This is a genomic window from Herminiimonas fonticola (assembly GCF_040395855.1).
GTDB lineage: Bacteria > Pseudomonadota > Gammaproteobacteria > Burkholderiales > Burkholderiaceae_D > Oxalicibacterium > Oxalicibacterium fonticola_A.
Genome location: NZ_JBEBPO010000057.1, coordinates 1 through 15,657, shown reverse-complemented (window position 1 = coordinate 15,657; position 15,657 = coordinate 1). Strand labels below are relative to the sequence as shown.

Annotated in this window: 15 protein-coding genes and 1 pseudogene; 10 read left to right on the top strand and 6 right to left on the bottom strand. The window is 56.0% G+C overall.

All coding sequences use genetic code 11. The features are described 5' to 3' along the window. From ilvA to fabG, 9 genes and pseudogenes are all read left to right on the top strand, one after another. The coding region (ilvA, locus tag ABWP27_RS08615; protein WP_353155688.1) for a threonine ammonia-lyase, biosynthetic at positions 1-1,181 on the top strand (1,181 nt) is incomplete at its 5' end. A gap of 11 nt (positions 1,182-1,192) precedes the next feature. After that, positions 1,193-2,032, top strand: coding sequence for an NADPH-dependent 7-cyano-7-deazaguanine reductase QueF (queF, locus tag ABWP27_RS08610; protein WP_353155686.1), 840 nt, complete (start codon positions 1,193-1,195; stop codon positions 2,030-2,032). A 176-nt stretch (positions 2,033-2,208) separates the two neighbouring features. Further along, the gene (locus tag ABWP27_RS08605; protein WP_353155684.1) at positions 2,209-2,499 is read left to right on the top strand and encodes a phosphopantetheine-binding protein; all 291 of its coding nucleotides are present in this window, start codon (positions 2,209-2,211) and stop codon (positions 2,497-2,499) included. 5 nt (positions 2,500-2,504) lie between these two features. After that, a pseudogene (locus ABWP27_RS08600) lies at positions 2,505-4,228 on the top strand (AMP-binding protein). Further along, positions 4,221-4,802 carry a LolA-related protein gene (locus ABWP27_RS08595; RefSeq protein ID WP_353155682.1) on the top strand — a complete coding sequence of 194 codons (582 nt, stop codon included), beginning with the start codon at positions 4,221-4,223 and terminating at the stop codon, positions 4,800-4,802. The pseudogene ABWP27_RS08600 and the gene ABWP27_RS08595 overlap by 8 nt, the downstream one beginning before the upstream one ends. Beyond that, the gene (locus tag ABWP27_RS08590) at positions 4,799-7,261 is read left to right on the top strand and encodes an MMPL family transporter (RefSeq protein WP_353155681.1); all 2,463 of its coding nucleotides are present in this window, start codon (positions 4,799-4,801) and stop codon (positions 7,259-7,261) included. The genes ABWP27_RS08595 and ABWP27_RS08590 overlap by 4 nt, the downstream gene beginning before the upstream one ends. After that, positions 7,258-7,989, top strand: coding sequence for an SAM-dependent methyltransferase (locus ABWP27_RS08585; RefSeq protein ID WP_353155679.1), 732 nt, complete (start codon positions 7,258-7,260; stop codon positions 7,987-7,989). The genes ABWP27_RS08590 and ABWP27_RS08585 overlap by 4 nt, the downstream gene beginning before the upstream one ends. Continuing rightward, on the top strand, positions 7,986-8,465 hold the full coding sequence (locus ABWP27_RS08580) for a hotdog family protein (RefSeq protein ID WP_353155677.1): 480 nt from the start codon (positions 7,986-7,988) through the stop codon (positions 8,463-8,465). Before ABWP27_RS08585 ends, ABWP27_RS08580 begins: the two co-directional genes overlap by 4 nt. Next, on the top strand, positions 8,462-9,181 hold the full coding sequence (fabG, locus tag ABWP27_RS08575; protein WP_353155675.1) for a 3-oxoacyl-ACP reductase FabG: 720 nt from the start codon (positions 8,462-8,464) through the stop codon (positions 9,179-9,181). The genes ABWP27_RS08580 and fabG overlap by 4 nt, the downstream gene beginning before the upstream one ends. A gap of 41 nt (positions 9,182-9,222) precedes the next feature. Here fabG and ABWP27_RS08570 read toward each other — a convergent pair whose 3' ends face one another. Together ABWP27_RS08570 and ABWP27_RS08565 are read right to left on the bottom strand one after the other, a co-directional pair. After that, positions 9,223-10,551 (bottom strand): NAD(P)/FAD-dependent oxidoreductase, encoded by a 1,329-nt coding sequence (locus ABWP27_RS08570; RefSeq protein ID WP_353155673.1) that lies wholly within the window; start codon positions 10,549-10,551, stop codon positions 9,223-9,225. 111 nt (positions 10,552-10,662) lie between these two features. Next, positions 10,663-11,364, bottom strand: a complete 702-nt coding sequence (locus tag ABWP27_RS08565; protein WP_353155671.1) for an alpha/beta fold hydrolase — start codon at positions 11,362-11,364, stop codon at positions 10,663-10,665. Positions 11,365-11,530: 166 nt separating this feature from the next. On the opposite strand from ABWP27_RS08565, the gene ABWP27_RS08560 reads away from it, so the two are divergent. After that, positions 11,531-12,541: a chorismate transformation FkbO/Hyg5 family protein gene (locus ABWP27_RS08560; RefSeq protein WP_353155670.1), complete on the top strand. Its 1,011-nt coding sequence runs from the start codon at positions 11,531-11,533 to the stop codon at positions 12,539-12,541. Between the two features lie 91 nt (positions 12,542-12,632). On the opposite strand, the gene ABWP27_RS08555 is transcribed toward ABWP27_RS08560, so the two are convergent. The 4 genes from ABWP27_RS08555 to ABWP27_RS08540 all read right to left on the bottom strand — a co-directional run. Then, positions 12,633-13,244: a hypothetical protein gene (locus ABWP27_RS08555; protein WP_353155669.1), complete on the bottom strand. Its 612-nt coding sequence runs from the start codon at positions 13,242-13,244 to the stop codon at positions 12,633-12,635. 79 nt (positions 13,245-13,323) lie between these two features. Then, on the bottom strand, positions 13,324-14,130 hold the full coding sequence (locus ABWP27_RS08550; protein WP_353155667.1) for a beta-ketoacyl synthase chain length factor: 807 nt from the start codon (positions 14,128-14,130) through the stop codon (positions 13,324-13,326). Beyond that, complete coding sequence (locus ABWP27_RS08545) at positions 14,127-15,317, bottom strand: beta-ketoacyl-[acyl-carrier-protein] synthase family protein (RefSeq protein ID WP_353155665.1); 1,191 nt, start codon at positions 15,315-15,317, stop codon at positions 14,127-14,129. Before ABWP27_RS08545 ends, ABWP27_RS08550 begins: the two co-directional genes overlap by 4 nt. Before the next feature lie 59 nt (positions 15,318-15,376). Further along, a partial coding sequence (locus ABWP27_RS08540) for a polysaccharide deacetylase family protein (protein WP_502905329.1) occupies positions 15,377-15,657 on the bottom strand: 281 nt, incomplete at its 5' end.

The following is a 15,657-nucleotide window of genomic DNA, read 5'->3' as shown; positions in this document are numbered from 1 at the left end:
GTGAAGTCGTGCTGTTCGGCGACTCCTACTCGGATGCCTACCAGCATGCGCTGACACTGGAGAAAAAACTCAAGCTGACCTTCGTCCATCCGTTTGACGACCCGGATGTCATCGCCGGCCAGGGCACGATAGCCATGGAAATCCTGCGCCAGCATTCAGGGCCTATCCATGCGATTTTTGTTCCCATCGGCGGCGGCGGCCTGATCGCCGGTATTGCCGCCTACGTCAAGGCAGTGCGGCCGGAGATCAAGATCATCGGCGTACAAACCGTCGATTCAGATGCGATGGCGCGCAGTCTGCAAAGCAATCGTCGCGTGACGATGACAGATGTCGGCCTGTTCGCGGACGGCACCGCCGTCAAGCTGGTCGGAGAAGAAACCTTCCGTCTGGCCAAGCTGTATGTGGACGACATCATTCTGGTCAGCACCGATGAAGTGTGCAGCGCAATCAAGGACGTTTTTCAGGATACGCGCAGCATCCTGGAACCTTCCGGTGCACTCTCCATCGCCGGTGCGAAAGCGTATATCGAACGTGCGCACACCGACAAGCAGCCGCTCAAGAATGAAACCCTGGTCACCATCACCAGCGGCGCCAACATGAACTTCGACCGCTTGCGTTTTGTCTCTGAAATGGCCGATGTCGGTGCGGCACGCGAAGGCGTGTTTGCCGTGACCATTCCCGAAGAACGCGGCAGCTTCAAACGATTTTGCGAACTGGTCGGCCCGCGCAACGTGACCGAATTCAACTATCGTCTCAGCAATGCCATGCAGGCGCACATCTTCGTCGGCCTGCAGATCGCCGATCGCGACGAGGCAGGCAAGATCGCCAAGCGTTTCGAGAAACACGGATTCAAGACACTGGATCTGACGCATGACGAACTCGCCAAGGGACATATCCGCCATCTGGTCGGCGGCAAGAGCGATCTGACCCAGGATGAACTGCTGTATCGCTTTGAATTCCCGGAACGTCCGGGTGCCCTGATGCGCTTCCTCGACAGCGTCGCGCCGCACTGGAATATCAGCCTGTTCCACTACCGCAATGAAGGCGGCGATGTCAGCCGCATTCTGGTCGGTATACAGGTACCGAAAAAAGAAATGAAAACCTTCCGCGCCTCGCTGGCCGGATTAGGCTATCGTCACTGGGATGAAACCGACAATCCCGTCTACAAACTGTTTTTGTAAGCATCTGCACCATGACTTCACCATTTACACCAGACGGATCGCCACTCGGCAGGCCGACGACTTACCAGGCGCATTACGATCCGTCGCTGCTGTTTTCCATCCCGCGCCAGTACAAGCGCGATGAACTCGGCCTGTCCGGTACGCTGCCGTTTTTCGGTGTCGATATCTGGAATGCATATGAAATATCGTGGCTCAATATGCGCGGCAAACCGCAAGTGGCAATGGCAAAAATCACCGTGCCGGCCGATTCGCCCAACATTATCGAATCCAAATCGTTCAAGCTGTATCTGAACTCGCTCAACCAGACCAAACTGGGCGGCACCGATGCCTTGCTGGAATTGCTGCGCGAAGACCTGACTAACGGCTTTGGCGCACCGGTGCAAGTCATGCTGACGCTGCCGGAGAATTTTTCCAAAGTGCCCATGGGTGAACTGGACGGTCTGCTGCTGGACAGGCTGGACATCGAAGTGCATGAATATTCGCCCGACCCTTCGCTGCTGGAAGCGGCACGCGATGAGCCTGTGGTTGAGGAAGCACTGGTTTCGCATCTGCTGAAATCGAATTGCCTGGTGACCGGCCAGCCGGATTGGGCCAGCGTGCAGATTCAGTACATAGGCAATGCCATCAACCAGGAAAAACTGCTGCGCTACCTGATCGGATTTCGCGAACACAATGAATTCCACGAACAATGTGTGGAACGCATTTTCATGGACATCATGCGCCAGTGCAAACCGCAAAAGCTGGCGGTTTACGCACGCTATACGCGGCGCGGCGGACTCGACATCAATCCGTGGCGCAGCAATTTCAGTACCGGCACAGCACCATCCAATGCGCGCAATGCCCGTCAGTAAATCCGCTTGCAATTGACTGCCGTTGCTGCAACTTCCCCGTTCATTTTTCACTCTATACAGACGGATAGCACGAGAACGTTGTTTTCCAGATTGAAACCCTGCTTTTTAGCAAAAATCGGCCTGTGCCCGCTATATAATCAGCGCCGATCAAAAACATATCAGAGACCATTACCAATATGTCAAACCCAGCCAGCACCACGTCCGCATCCAGCGATGCTTTCACACAGGAAGTCGCCAAACTGATCGTCCACGCTCTTAATCTCGAAGTCGATCCTGCGGGCATCAATCCGGATGACAAACTTTACGGCAGCGGACTCGGACTCGATTCGATCGACATCCTGGAAGTCGCGCTCGTGGTATCGAAAAATTACGGCATCCAGTTGCGTGCCGACCATGAAGACAATGAAAAAATCTTCAGCTCACTGCGCTCGCTGTCCGATTACATTGCGGCTAACAAGACGCAATAAATTGCATGCCACGTATCGCTTGCGCTGACATCACAGGATGCGTGCCGTTGACCTCATTTATCCCATTACTCAGCCATACCTCCGCTGACCGGATCATCGCCTGGCGCGACGGCATCCCGGTCACGGCGACGCAATTTCTCGCTGATGTCGAACAGCTGGCAACGATTTTGCCGGCAAGCCGGCACATCCTCAACGATTGTCACGACCGTTATCATTTTCTCGTTGCACTGTCTGCGATCCTGGTAGCAGGCAAAGTCAATTTACTGCCATCGACGCGCACTGCAGAAACCATCCGTCAACTATCGGACTTCGCGCCGGATGCTGCATGCCTAACCGATCAGCCGAATTGCGCGATCGCGTTGCCGCAAACCGCCTATCCCGCGCCTGCTTTTTTTGACCAGATTGATAGCAGCATGCGCGCATTCAATATTCCGCAGATCGAAAAAGATCGCCTGGTTGCCTACGTGTTTACCTCGGGTTCCACCGGCTTGCCGATCGCGCATCGCAAGACATGGGCAACGCTGGTGTGTAATGTGCAGATGGAAGCAAGGCAGCTCGGCCTGGAAGCGGGCACCAACTATAGCGTGGTGGGTACAGTACCGGCGCAGCACATGTACGGCTTTGAATCGACAGTGCTGATGCCGCTGATAAACGGTTTTTCATTGACCAGTGCGCAATCGTTTTATCCGGCTGACATCTGCAACTCTCTTGCGCAGGTGCCCGAGCCGCGCGTACTGATCACCACGCCTGTCCACCTGCGTTCGCTGCTCGGCTCAGCGCTGTCCTTGCCAAAAATCGAAGTCATGGTTTCGGCTACCGCGCCGCTGTCGCCGCAACTGGCGCAGCAGGCAGAACAGGCATTCCATGCACCGCTGCTGGAAATTTACGGCAGCACCGAAACCGGCCAGATCGCTACCAGGCAAGCTGCGCTCACACCGGAATGGTCACTGTTTCCCACGTTGAAAATGGCGCACTCTCCGCACGCAGATGAAAGCGACCAGCGCATGTGGATTTCCGGCGGCCATGTCGAAACACCGATGCCGATGAACGACGCCATCGAGATCATCGATGACGGAAAATTTCTGCTGCATGGGCGCATCAGCGACCTGATCAATATCGCAGGCAAGCGCAGCTCGCTCGCGTATCTGAATCATCATTTGAATGCGATCCCCGGCATTGTCGATGGCGCCTTCTTCATGCCGCCAGAGAAAACCTCGGGCGAAGTCACCCGGCTCAAGGCCCTTGTCGTCGCCCCCACACTGGAAATCAGCGACATCATCGCCGCACTGCGCGAGAGGATAGATCCCGCCTTCATGCCGCGACCGATATACAAGGTGGACAGCTTGCCGCGCAACGAAACCGGCAAGCTGCCGCATGCTGCGCTGGCTGAACTCATGAACCAGCTGTGCAACGAGCACGCCCCTTCCGAACGCAAGCCATGACTACCTTATCGTTTCACATTCCATCCGACCATCCTGCGTTTGCCGGACATTTCCCCGGCATGCCGATTACACCCGGCGTGGTCCTGCTCGATCAGGCGCTGCATGCGATTGCGGTCGCGCAGCAGTTGGATCTGCAAAAATGCAAGATCAGCAGCGTCAAATTCCTCAGCCCGGTTTTGCCGGACACGGAACTGACACTGCATTACGAACGCAATGCCAATGGCAACATTCAGTTCGACATCAGACAGGGTGAACGTGTCGCGGTCACAGGAGTTTTCAATGCGTAAATCCATCGGCCTGCGGGCGGTAGTCCTGGCATTTTTTCTGGCCGGCAGCTGCGCGGTGCATGCGGCAAACATCACGATGGATCAGTTGATGGCCGGTCTCGCGCAAGCCAAACCGGCGAAGGTGAATTTCACCGAGAAAAAATACATTGCGCAACTGGACCGTCCGGTTGAATCCTCCGGTGAAATGCTGTTCACGCCGCCGGACAGGCTGGAAAAACGTACCTTCAAACCGAAACCGGAGCGCATGGTGCTGGACCGCGACACGCTGGTGCTGGAACGCGGCAAGAACAAGTACACGATGCAACTGGGCGATTCGCCGGAACTGGCGGCATTGATCGAAAGCATACGCGCCACGCTGGCCGGCGATCGCAGATCGCTGGAATTCAACTTCATCGTCGCACTACAGGGCCCGCGCGAAAACTGGAGCATGACACTGACGCCCAGCAATAACGAAGCGCAGCAAAAGGTCAAACGCATACGTCTGAGCGGCAGCAATTCTGAAGTACGGGAAATCGAAGTGCTGCAAGGCGATGGCGACCGTTCCGTGACCACCATCGAAAAAATCAAGCCATGACGCAAGCGACGCCGACGCCAAAACGCGCGTGGACTGCGATCGCTGTCTGGCTGGTACTCGTACTGATAGGTGTAGCCATCCTGTTTCGCACGACCTTCACTGCGGATCTCTCGGCATTCCTGCCGAAAGATCCGACCAGGGAGCAACAGCTGATGGTCGAACAGCTGCGCGACGGCATGGTGTCGCGCCTGATTCTTGTCGGCATCGAAGGCAGCGACCCATCAGCGCAGGTCGCATTGTCGAAGGCATTGGCCAAACGCTTGCGCAGCAACGATGAATTTATTTCGGTCAACAACGGCGAGCCGGTCAATCAGGACAAGGACCGTGCCTATCTGTTCAACAACCGCTATCTGTTAAGCCCGTCTGTCACGCCGGAACGTTTCACGACTGCAGGCTTGCATGAAGCGCTGACCGACACGGTTGATCTGCTGGCGTCGCCCGCGGGCCTGATCGTGAAAGACATTCTGCCGCAAGATCCGACCGGGGAAATGGCGACACTGTTCGCCCAGTTCAACGGCGGCCAGCAACCGCGCAAGATGCAAGGCGTGTGGGCAGCCAGGGATGGCAAGCGCACGCTGCTGCTGGCGCAAACCCGTGCACTCGGCTCCGACACCGACGGGCAGGAAACTGCCATCAAGCACATCAGGGAAAAATTCGAGGCGGCAAAAGATGAACTTGCAGGCACCCTGCCGCAAGTTGCCAGCGCCAAACTGGTCATGACCGGCCCCGGCGTATTCGGTGTCAATGCACGCAATACGATCACGCATGAAGCAACGATGTTTTCCATCATCAGTGCGACGCTGATCATGATCCTGCTGTTCATCGTCTATCGATCTGGTGCTGCCGTCGTACTCGGATTGGCACCGGTGCTCAGCGGCGTACTGGCCGGCACCGTCGCGGTCAGCCTGGGCTTTGGCACCGTGCATGGCTTGACGCTGGGATTCGGCACCACACTGATAGGCGAAGCAATCGACTATTCGATTTATCTGTTCATCCAGTCCGGCAGCGCGAAAAACAGTGCAGACTGGGCGAAAAAATCATGGCCGACTATCCGGCTGGGCGTACTCACATCAATGGCCGGTTTCGGCTGCCTGCTGTTCTCCGGTTTTCCAGGACTGGCGCAACTCGGCCTGTACACGATAGCCGGACTCACGTCTGCCGCCTTCGTCACGCGTTTCGTATTGCCATCGCTGCTGCCGCGTGATTTCGTCGTGCGCGACCTGACGCACATCGGCCTGTTTGTACAGAAATCGCTGCGCCGCTTGCAGTTGCTGCGCAAGGGTTTCTTCATCATTGCACTACTTGCCTGTGCCGTGCTGTGGGTCAATCGCGACCACCTCTGGGAACCGGAACTGAGCGCCTTGAGTCCGGTCAGCAAAGCAGATCAGGATCTGGACGAAAAACTGCGCAAGGAAGTCGGTGCGCCCGACGTCCGCTATCTGGTCGTCGTGAAAGAAAACAATCTGGAAGCAGTCCTGCAATCGACGGAAAAAGTATCCGCGCAACTGGACGTCATGGTCGATGCCGGCACACTTGCGGCATTCGAGACCCCAAGCCGCTATCTGCCGAGCCTGGCGACACAGAGGGCCCGTCTGGCAGCGCTGCCGCAAGCGGACGTCTTGCAGCAACGAGTGAATCAGGCAGTGGATGGATTGCCATTCCAGGCCAGATTATTGGCGCCGTTTGTGTCTTCGGTTGGAGAGCTGGCGAAGATTGCTGCGCAACCGGAAGCATTGAAGGCACGACTGCTCACGCGCCAGAACCTGGTCGGCACATCGATGGCGCTGGCAACCGATTCATTGCTGATCGAACGCAATGGCGAAACCAGCGCCCTGATACCGCTGACTGCAGCAGGCAATCAGCCTCTCGATACCGCGTTGATCCGGCAGGCCTTGCAACAGTCCGGCGTGCAGCATGCCTACTTTATCGATCTGAAAACCGAAACCGGCAAGCTGTATAGCGGTTACATGCAGGAAGCCGTCATGCTTGCATTGTGCGGCCTGTTTGCGATGACTGTGCTGCTGGGCTTCAACCTGCGATCGCTGGCCGCACTGGCGCGCGTCATGGTGCCGCTGATTACTGCCGTCCTGTCAGTTGCCGCGATCCTCGCACTGACCGGACAGCGCATGACGATCCTGCATCTGATCGGCCTGCTGCTGATCGTTGCCGTAGGTTCCAACTACGCCTTGTTTTTCGCACAGCCGCCAACCGTGCTGGTAAAAGATCCGCTGACCGGTCTGGAAACCTCGATGCCGCAGATCAAACCGTCTACCCTCGCCTCGCTGGTTTTTGCCAACATCACGACGGTCATCGGCTTTGGCGTACTCGGCTTTTCATCTGTACCGGTGCTCAATGCCATCGGCATCACAGTCGGTATCGGTGTTGTTCTTGCACTCGTTTTTGCCGCCATTTTTTCCAGCAGCATGCAAGCTGCATCTACTGATTCAGGAGCAACATGAGTAGTGAAGCAATTAGCCAACTTTTACACACAGCATGCAGTCCTTACCGTCAGGCCGGCCGCTTCGCCTGGCACTTTGCCCATGGCAAGCTCAGTCGCGACCCCGTGTTCAAGGGCATGCTGCAGCTGGGCTTGCTGCCGGATGGTAACGACATCAGGGTGCTGGATATCGGTTGCGGCCAGGGCCTGCTGTCGTCGTGGCTGCTATCTGCACAGGAGCAATGTGCAAAAGGCAAATGGCCGAGCGGCTGGCCGGCGGCGCCGGCGATTGCATATGTGCATGGGATAGAGCTGATGCCGCGCGATGTGGAACGTGCACAGCGCGCATTGCAAGCGGTTGCGGAACGCGCCAGTTTTGAAATCGGCAATATGTGTACGGCTCACTTCCCGCCGTCCGATGCGGTCGTCATACTGGACGTGCTGCATTATGTGGACTTCCCCGCGCAGGACGATGTACTGCGAAAAGTACATGACTGCCTGCCGGAAGATGGCGTGCTGTTGCTGCGCGTAGGCGATGCTGCAGGCGGTCTGCCATTCAAGATCAGCAACTGGGTCGATAACGTCGTCACGTCGATACGTGGCCACAAAACGCTGCCGACCTTCTGCCGCACCATCGCGGACTGGCAACGCGATATCTCCGCTCTGGGTTTTTCGGTTAATGCCATTCCAATGAATGTAGGCACACCCTTTGCCAACATTTTGCTGGTTTGCAAAAAAGGCGCCGCGTGAACATCGATCACAACTGGATAGCTGCGCACATTCCGCACCAGGGCAGCATGTGTCTGCTCGATCACGTCGCCTTGTGGGATCAGGAGCGTCTGGTAGCGATTGCCGACAGTCATTTGCAGCTCGACAATCCATTGCGTGCACACGACCGGCTCGGCGCTGCCAACGGTATTGAATATGCCGCGCAAGCGATGGCGGTACACAGCGCCTTGCTGGCGACATCGCAGCAAGGCATGCAGGACATGGCGCGTCCCAGCGCCGGATTCCTGGCCAGCGTGCGCAATACTGTTTTGCATGTATCCCGCCTCGACGACATCGCGGAAGCATTGCAGATAGAAGTGACGTGCACGCACAGCGAGCCGAACTGCATCCTTTACCAATTCGCCGTGCTCGGGCGCGACAGCAAAAAGCCCTTGCTCGAAGGACGTGCCACCATCATCATCGACGCATCGCTGGTCACCGGAGCAAAACCATCATGAAACGTGCACTCGTTACAGGCGGCAGCGGCGGCATAGGCGCTGCAATCTGCAAACGCCTCGCGGCAGACGGATTGCATGTGATCGTGCATGCCAATCGCGGTCGCGACAAGGCCGGCGCCATTTGTGCCGCCATCATTGCAGATGGCGGCAGCGCAGAAGTTGCCGTATTCGACATCACCGATGCCGAAGCGACCAAAGTCGCGCTGGAAGCTTTGCTGGAAGCCGGCCCGATTCAGGTGCTGGTGAACAATGCAGGCATACACGCGGATGCCGTGTTCCCCGGCATGACGAGCGCGCAATGGCATGACGTGATTGACGTATCGCTGCACGGTTTTTTCAATGTGACGCAACCGCTGACGATGCCGATGATCCGTACTCGCTGGGGCCGCATCATCAATGTTTCGTCGATCGCAGCAGTGACCGGCAATCGCGGCCAGGTCAACTATTCCGCCGCCAAGGGCGCCTTGCATTCAGCCACCAAATCGCTGGCACTGGAACTGGCCAGCCGTGGCATCACGGTCAATGCCGTCGCACCCGGCATTATCGCGACCGGCATGATAGAAGAAGCTTTTGATGACAAGGCCATCCAGAACATCGTGCCGATGAAGCGTGCGGGAAAACCGGAAGAAGTGGCTGATCTGATCGGCTTTCTGGCCTCACCGAATTCGGCTTACATTTCCGGCCAGATCATTTCCATCAATGGCGGCATGATCTAGCTTGATGCAATTGACGAAAAAGGCCGCTGTTGCGGCCTTTTTTATGCGGCAGGACCAACTGCATCCTGGATATTGATCTTCCGTCGCCGCCAGGCCTTCAGCGTGCGCGCCGGATTGAACAGCGAGGAAATATAATAAATTCCCTTGAAGACATACAAGGAAGGCCAGATCGCCTTGTTGTAGAAAATATCTCCCGCCAGCACCGACATCACGGCCGCCTTCGCATTCAGGAAATTACGCGGCTCGACAAACAGCGCGCGCATCGCAGGATTGGTTACCCGATAGATGAACCAGCAAAAAATCGATGGGCCGCGCCGCATGTGGTGATCAAACTTTGCCAATGCTCTGGGCGCATTTACCGGATCGCGCAGGAAGGTCGTGACAGCCTCGGTGCCGACAAATGCACTCTGCATGGCAAGAAACACGCCGGATGAAAAAACCGGATCAACGAAGGCATACGCATCGCCCAGCAGCATGCAGCGATTGTCGTAGCTTTTGCTGCTGGTATAAGAGTAGTTGCCGGTCGCCTCGACATGACCGACGCGTACTGCATCCTTCATGCGCATGGCCAGCTTGGGCGCCAAGGCAATCGTATCCATCAGGAATTGTTCGACACTGACCTTGCGCGATGCAAGATAAGCCGGCCAGCAGACGGCGCCGACACTGGTGGTGCCATCGGCCAGCGGAATAAACCAGAACCAGCCATGCTCGAACCAGAACAGGCTGATATCGCCCTCGCGCTTGCCTTCGAGCCGCTCGACATTGGTGAAATGACTGTAGATCGCCGAGCTGTTGTGCTTCTTGTTCTTTTGCTTGGTTTTCAGCTTGTTCGCCAGAAAGGTATCGCGACCGGATGCATCGATCACGTAATCAGCGATGTATTCCTGCACACTGCCGTCATCGTTTTGCGCCTTGATCTGTACGTTGTCCTGATTGAATGCGACATCCCGCACCCGACATCCTTCGACCACATCTGCACCCTTGGCCTTGGCATTCTTGATCAGGATGTGATCGAAATCGGAACGCCTTACCTGATAGGCATAAGGCATCGATTTATCCCACGCTTCGGCAAATTGGATATTGGTCCTGATGTCATGGTCAATCGCATTGAATTCCACGCCCCACTTCTGCATGCCGATCGCAGCAATTTGTTCAGTCAGGCCCATTTTTTCTATCAGCGGCATGTTTGCCGGCAGCAGCGATTCACCAATATGAAAACGCGGGTGCACCGCTTTTTCCAGCAGGCTGACCTTGAAACCTTTTTCGACCAGCAAGGCAGCGGCGGTAGAACCTGCCGGCCCGCCACCGATGATGACGATGTCCGTCCTGATCGGTGCAGTGCTGAGAGTCGATGTTTCTGTACTTGTCATGGCGGGTTCATTCATGGCTGGTTAACAATTAAAAAACAGAATTGAGAATCGAGTCGCGCTGGAGCCGCAATAGCGCAGTTCACTGCGCAACATATAAAAAATTACAGGACTTCATTCGCATCGCGGCAGAAGCGGACGATCAAGAAATCCCGCCCACAGATTTTGCCACGGCAACCATTCATGGCCGCCATCCGTCGTCGTGACGCGCTCGGGCGGCAAGACTTTTTCAAGGATCCGGCTGCTGCCTGCAAACCTGTCTTCGGTGCCATAGCCGAGATAAAGCGGCGGCCAATCCGGCTGTGAAGAAATGACTGCATCACTATAGCCCTTGATCCATGACCACAAAAGGCGATCGTAATCGGCTTTCGGTATATCACCAGCCTGCCACGCGGACAAACCTGTACGTGCAATTTCTGCCAGCAAGCTGCGATTTCCCAGGAAAGGAGCCATCAGGAACAGGCCGTCGATATCCGCGCCATGTTCTCTTGCATACAACAGCGAGCCGTAACCGCCCAGGGAAATGCCGGCCAGCCAGATTTTTTCGTAGCCCTTCTTGCGGGCCGGTACAACAATATCTTCATGCAAGCGAGTAACCAGCAATTCCGATGTGTAATAACCGGCATGCGTATCGGCAATCACGATATCGGCAGCGACCTTGCGCTGACGCAATGCAGTGATAAAACCGTGCTGTACAAAATCGTCCGGCGTATCGTATGCGCCAGGTAACAAAACGATCAATACTCTGGCCGGCGCTTTACAAGACGCCGCATCCTCAATAACATCCAGCTTGCTTTTAACAATCCCTGTGGCCATACACGCAGTAAGAAGTAGACATGAGAGACAAGCTGCAAAGCCGGCATTTTTCATTGGTCTTTTATTATACAAGGCAAGATTAATCACAAGGCCCGTTTAAGCCGACTCATCATTGCCACGACATCACTGCACATGCACGCTCCTTCAACCATCAGACATTTATTGCATGCTTAAGGTCTCCTATCGCAACACGATGACACCCTTGCCGGACGACCTCTGCGGTCTGTTAGGCACTTTGTGTTTTGCAGACAAGCTTCCCTCCGACGTTACCGGTACGGTCGACTTGCCTGCCATGCCGGTCATGATGCCGGTCTTGAACGGATCACAAGCGCTGTACGAAACCCTGCACACCGACACGCCATTGAAAAGCGCAATGGCCGGCGACATACGCTATCGCTGCAATGACTCGTTGCTGTTTGGCGTGATCACGCTGGACGAAGCAGATTTTCTCAAGATGGCCGAAACAGCGCAGGCTTCGCCCTTGCAGATGGCAAGCCGGTCTGCGTATGAACAGATCTTCGCGCTACTGGAATCGCTCGATTTTCCATTTGTGCTGCGCTTCTGGAATTACATGGCCGACATCAACGGCATCACCCATCAGCTGGAACGCTATCGCCAGTTCAACCTCGGCCGCCAGCAGGCATTCGCGGCAAAGGAAAAGGAACGCGCCGGCAATGTTCCGGCTGCCTGTGCTCTGGGAACCGCCTCCGGACCTTTGACGATTGCCTTTCTCGCGGCGCGAATTCCGTCACAGCCGATCGAAAATCCGCGCCAGATCAGCGCCTACGATTATCCAGTGCAGTATGGCCCGCGCAGCCCGCTCTTTTCACGCGCCAGTGTGGCCGCAATCGGCGATGCCAGCCTGCTGCTTTTATCCGGCACTGCCAGCATCGTCGGTCACACCACGCTGCATGCGGATGACGTTATCGCGCAAACCGAGGAATCCCTGACAAATGTAGAAGCGGTTCTGGATGAAACCTGCAGAAAGACCGGACGGCAGTGCGAACTGGACAGCCTCGATTACGTTGTCTACATCCGCCATCCGGCCGATTTGCCGAAAGTCAAAGCCGTCGTGGAGCGCCGTATCGGCGTACATGTCAAAGCTGCGTACTTGCAGGCCGATATCTGCCGTGCGGATCTGCTGGTTGAAATAGAGGGATCTGCCGAACTGGTTTAGGAATATGCAATTGCGCTGAACTGCAAAAAGGCCGTTGAATCCCATGTATTCAACGGCCTTTCTTGTTTCCGCTTATCGCCGGCTGATTCAATTACTGAAAGCCGCGCTCCGACTTGTCATATTCGATGATGGATAAACCGCTGCCATCGTTGACACCAATCGCATATGCGCCTGCACCGCCGGCAAATGTCAGGCGACCCACACCTTTGTAATAAAAGATGGTTTCATAGCGACCCGAACCGAAATAGAACGGAATCCATGCCTTGCCGGTAATGTGCGAACTGGTATCAGTCGGCCTGCCTGCAATGCTGATGACTTCATTCAGGCCCATGCCGATCTTCAGGTTGCTGAACTTGCCCTTGACCGGCGTACCCACAATCTGGCCAGACCAGTCGTTGATTCCTTTCACTTCCTGTATCTTGCCGCCTGATGCGGCGGGCTCTGCAGCAGATGCCGTTTGCTGTGCTTTTTTCTCGGCGGCTGCAGCCTTCTGCGCTGCTTTCCTGTCTTCAGCATCTTTCCTGGCTTGCGCTTTGGGGCTCAATTTTTTCTGCGGCGCTGCCGGCTTGGCCGATGCAGCAGGAGCAGCTTCTTCCTTGGGAACAGCTTTTGTTTCAGGCGCGGCAGCCGATTCTTTTTTCTGCATGGTTTCACAGCCAGCGAGCAAGGCCATGATTACTGCAATTCCGATCAGTTTTTTCATATTATCTCTCCCCCTTGTATCAATACTTCCATCAATAAAAATCAGGCGTGCATCCGATGTACTTTTTTTTGCTGGTAAATCAGCCTGCACCAAGCTTTATGCGAAGCGACTGGCCGTTGACATATTCCAGGTAAATATCAGCAGCGGATGCATGTGCAGGAAGTTGCGCCAGCGACTGCATCAATGGCAAGGCACGCGCAGCAGGAATACTGCTCCGCACATTTTCCAGTGCGCTGTTTTCCATCGTGGTCGACGCGGCCTTGTGCAGGCTGACGTCAATCGCTGCCATGCTGGTCGGAGTAGCCTCAGGCGTCAGCAGCATACTGACCGCAAACCGGTCTGCAATCGGGCGCGTACTGTGTAGCGGCTCCGGATAAGGTGCATCGTAGACCACCAGAAGTACCGGCCTTTTTTCAACCGAACATTGAACCGCCGCTTCCAGCAAACCCACTGCAAATCCGGCATCGTATCCGCACAGGCTGGTCGATGGCAGCATCGCACCACTGGCGATACCCCAATAGCCGGATGGCGCGTTATGCACGGAATTATGAAAACGCGTCGGCGAAATCAGGCGATCGCTGCCTGCAAGCGCTTCGCAAATGAGATGGCAATTTTCGCCATCGCCGCCTGACGAACAAAATACCGTGGTCATCGTGCTTGGGTCGATGTCTGCAGCGGCAAGTGCTTCCAGCCCGCTCACCAGGGCAATCTTGACACTGGCGCCAACGCGCCGGCGTTCTGCGCTCGGCAGCACCGTCAATACCGGATTGATTGTGGCAGCCGCTTGATACGCAACCTCGCCGCGCAGGATCGCGCGCCATTCCGGCCAGTTGTTTGCACCCGGGCCGATGGCGCCGATAGCCTGTACATATACTTTCACGCTCATGACACGATTCCCAATACGAGGCTGCAGTTGGAACCGCCAAAACCGAATGAATTATTGACTGCGTAATGAATGGCAGCGGATCGATTGCCCAGCACATAATCGACATCCAGTCCGGCATCCACTTTTTTCGTATTGATCCCTGCCGGCGCCACACCATGCTGCATCGCCAGCACGCAGATAATCGCCTCCACACCACCTGCCGCGCCCAGCGTATGACCGGTCGCGCCCTTGGTTGAACTACAGGCAGTTCTGTTGCCGAAAACGGCGTGTACAGCCTTGCCTTCTGCCGTGTCGTTGCTAGGCGTCGCCGTGCCGTGCAAATTGATATAGCCGACTTGCGCTGCCTGAATGCCTGCTGCATCAAGCGCAGCATGCATTGCAATCTGCGCCCCCAATCCTTCCGGGTGCGGCGACGACATATGATGTGCATCGCTGGATTCGCCAACGCCATGCAGCAGAATAGTGCCCGATGCAGGCTGCGCTGCGGGCTTGGTCAGCAAGATGAATGCAGCGCCTTCCGCAATCGATATGCCGTTGCGTCCTTCGCCGTAAGGTTGCGCCGGCTCCGGCGCAAGCAATTGCAGGGAATTGAAACCATAGAGCGTGGTCAGGCACAAGCTGTCCACGCCTCCGACCACTGCCGCATCGATCAGCCCCGCCTCTATCATCCGCGCGGCATTGCCGAATACCTTCGCACTGGACGAGCACGCGGATGACACAGTCAACGCCGGGCCAGTGAGGCCGAAAAACGCACTGACATAAGCGGCCACCGAATAAGTATTGTGTGTTTGCGCATAATGGAAATCCGCCGGCAGCGTGCCATCGCTCTGGCGCTGGCGATAGGCCAGCTCGGTCTGCAGGATGCCTGACGTGCTGGTGCCGAGAAACAGTCCCACGCGATCCGACCCGTACTGCGCAATCGCGTTCCGTACCGCGTCGACAAATCCGTCCTGCTGCAACGCGAGGTGGGCCAGCCGATTGTTGCGGCAATCGAATTCGGCCAGCGCCGCAGGCAAGGCCACATCGTCAACACCTTCGACTTCGCCTATGAAGGTTGGAAGCTCGACTGTTTCAAAGTCACACGGTTTCAGTCCGCCCTGTTGCGCAGACAGTTTCGCCCAATTGGCTGCCAGGCCCAAACCCAGGCAGGTACTCAGCGTGTATTTTTTTAATTCAAGAGCTTGCATGGAACTGATCTATTACGCGTAAATGAATGGAGACTTCGACTGCCGTGGAATGCGGATTCTCATACCTGCATGCCCTCTTCAAGTCTGACGAATTGCAGCTTCCGTTTCGTCAGCTGCTCGATCAATTGGGGCAGCACATCCAGAATGACCGGCCGTCCGTTGCTGCCGCGCGCTGCATTGGCATCGTGCAAAAGCAGGATGTCGCCGGCTTGCGCATTGTCCAGCAGGCGGTTCAGTATTTTTTGCGCATCACGTACACGCGTATCGAAACCGCGACGCGTCCAACTGACAAGTTGCAGATCAAGTTGATGCAATACCGGATCGAGAAAGAGATTGCGCA

What these genes read in the sequence shown, in the direction of transcription:
- ABWP27_RS08550 (WP_353155667.1), bottom strand. Translation starts at nt 14,130, where the DNA reads ATGAGCGTGAAAGTATATGTACAGGCTATCGGCGCCATCGGCCCGGGT.
- ABWP27_RS08585 (WP_353155679.1), top strand. Translation starts at nt 7,258, where the DNA reads ATGAGTAGTGAAGCAATTAGCCAACTTTTACACACAGCATGCAGTCCT.
- fabG (WP_353155675.1), top strand. Translation starts at nt 8,462, where the DNA reads ATGAAACGTGCACTCGTTACAGGCGGCAGCGGCGGCATAGGCGCTGCA.
- ABWP27_RS08595 (WP_353155682.1), top strand. Translation starts at nt 4,221, where the DNA reads ATGCGTAAATCCATCGGCCTGCGGGCGGTAGTCCTGGCATTTTTTCTG.
- ABWP27_RS08545 (WP_353155665.1), bottom strand. Translation starts at nt 15,317, where the DNA reads ATGCAAGCTCTTGAATTAAAAAAATACACGCTGAGTACCTGCCTGGGT.
- ABWP27_RS08590 (WP_353155681.1), top strand. Translation starts at nt 4,799, where the DNA reads ATGACGCAAGCGACGCCGACGCCAAAACGCGCGTGGACTGCGATCGCT.
- ABWP27_RS08565 (WP_353155671.1), bottom strand. Translation starts at nt 11,364, where the DNA reads ATGGCCACAGGGATTGTTAAAAGCAAGCTGGATGTTATTGAGGATGCG.
- queF (WP_353155686.1), top strand. Translation starts at nt 1,193, where the DNA reads ATGACTTCACCATTTACACCAGACGGATCGCCACTCGGCAGGCCGACG.
- ABWP27_RS08555 (WP_353155669.1), bottom strand. Translation starts at nt 13,244, where the DNA reads ATGAAAAAACTGATCGGAATTGCAGTAATCATGGCCTTGCTCGCTGGC.
- ABWP27_RS08560 (WP_353155670.1), top strand. Translation starts at nt 11,531, where the DNA reads ATGCTTAAGGTCTCCTATCGCAACACGATGACACCCTTGCCGGACGAC.
- ABWP27_RS08570 (WP_353155673.1), bottom strand. Translation starts at nt 10,551, where the DNA reads ATGACAAGTACAGAAACATCGACTCTCAGCACTGCACCGATCAGGACG.
- ABWP27_RS08605 (WP_353155684.1), top strand. Translation starts at nt 2,209, where the DNA reads ATGTCAAACCCAGCCAGCACCACGTCCGCATCCAGCGATGCTTTCACA.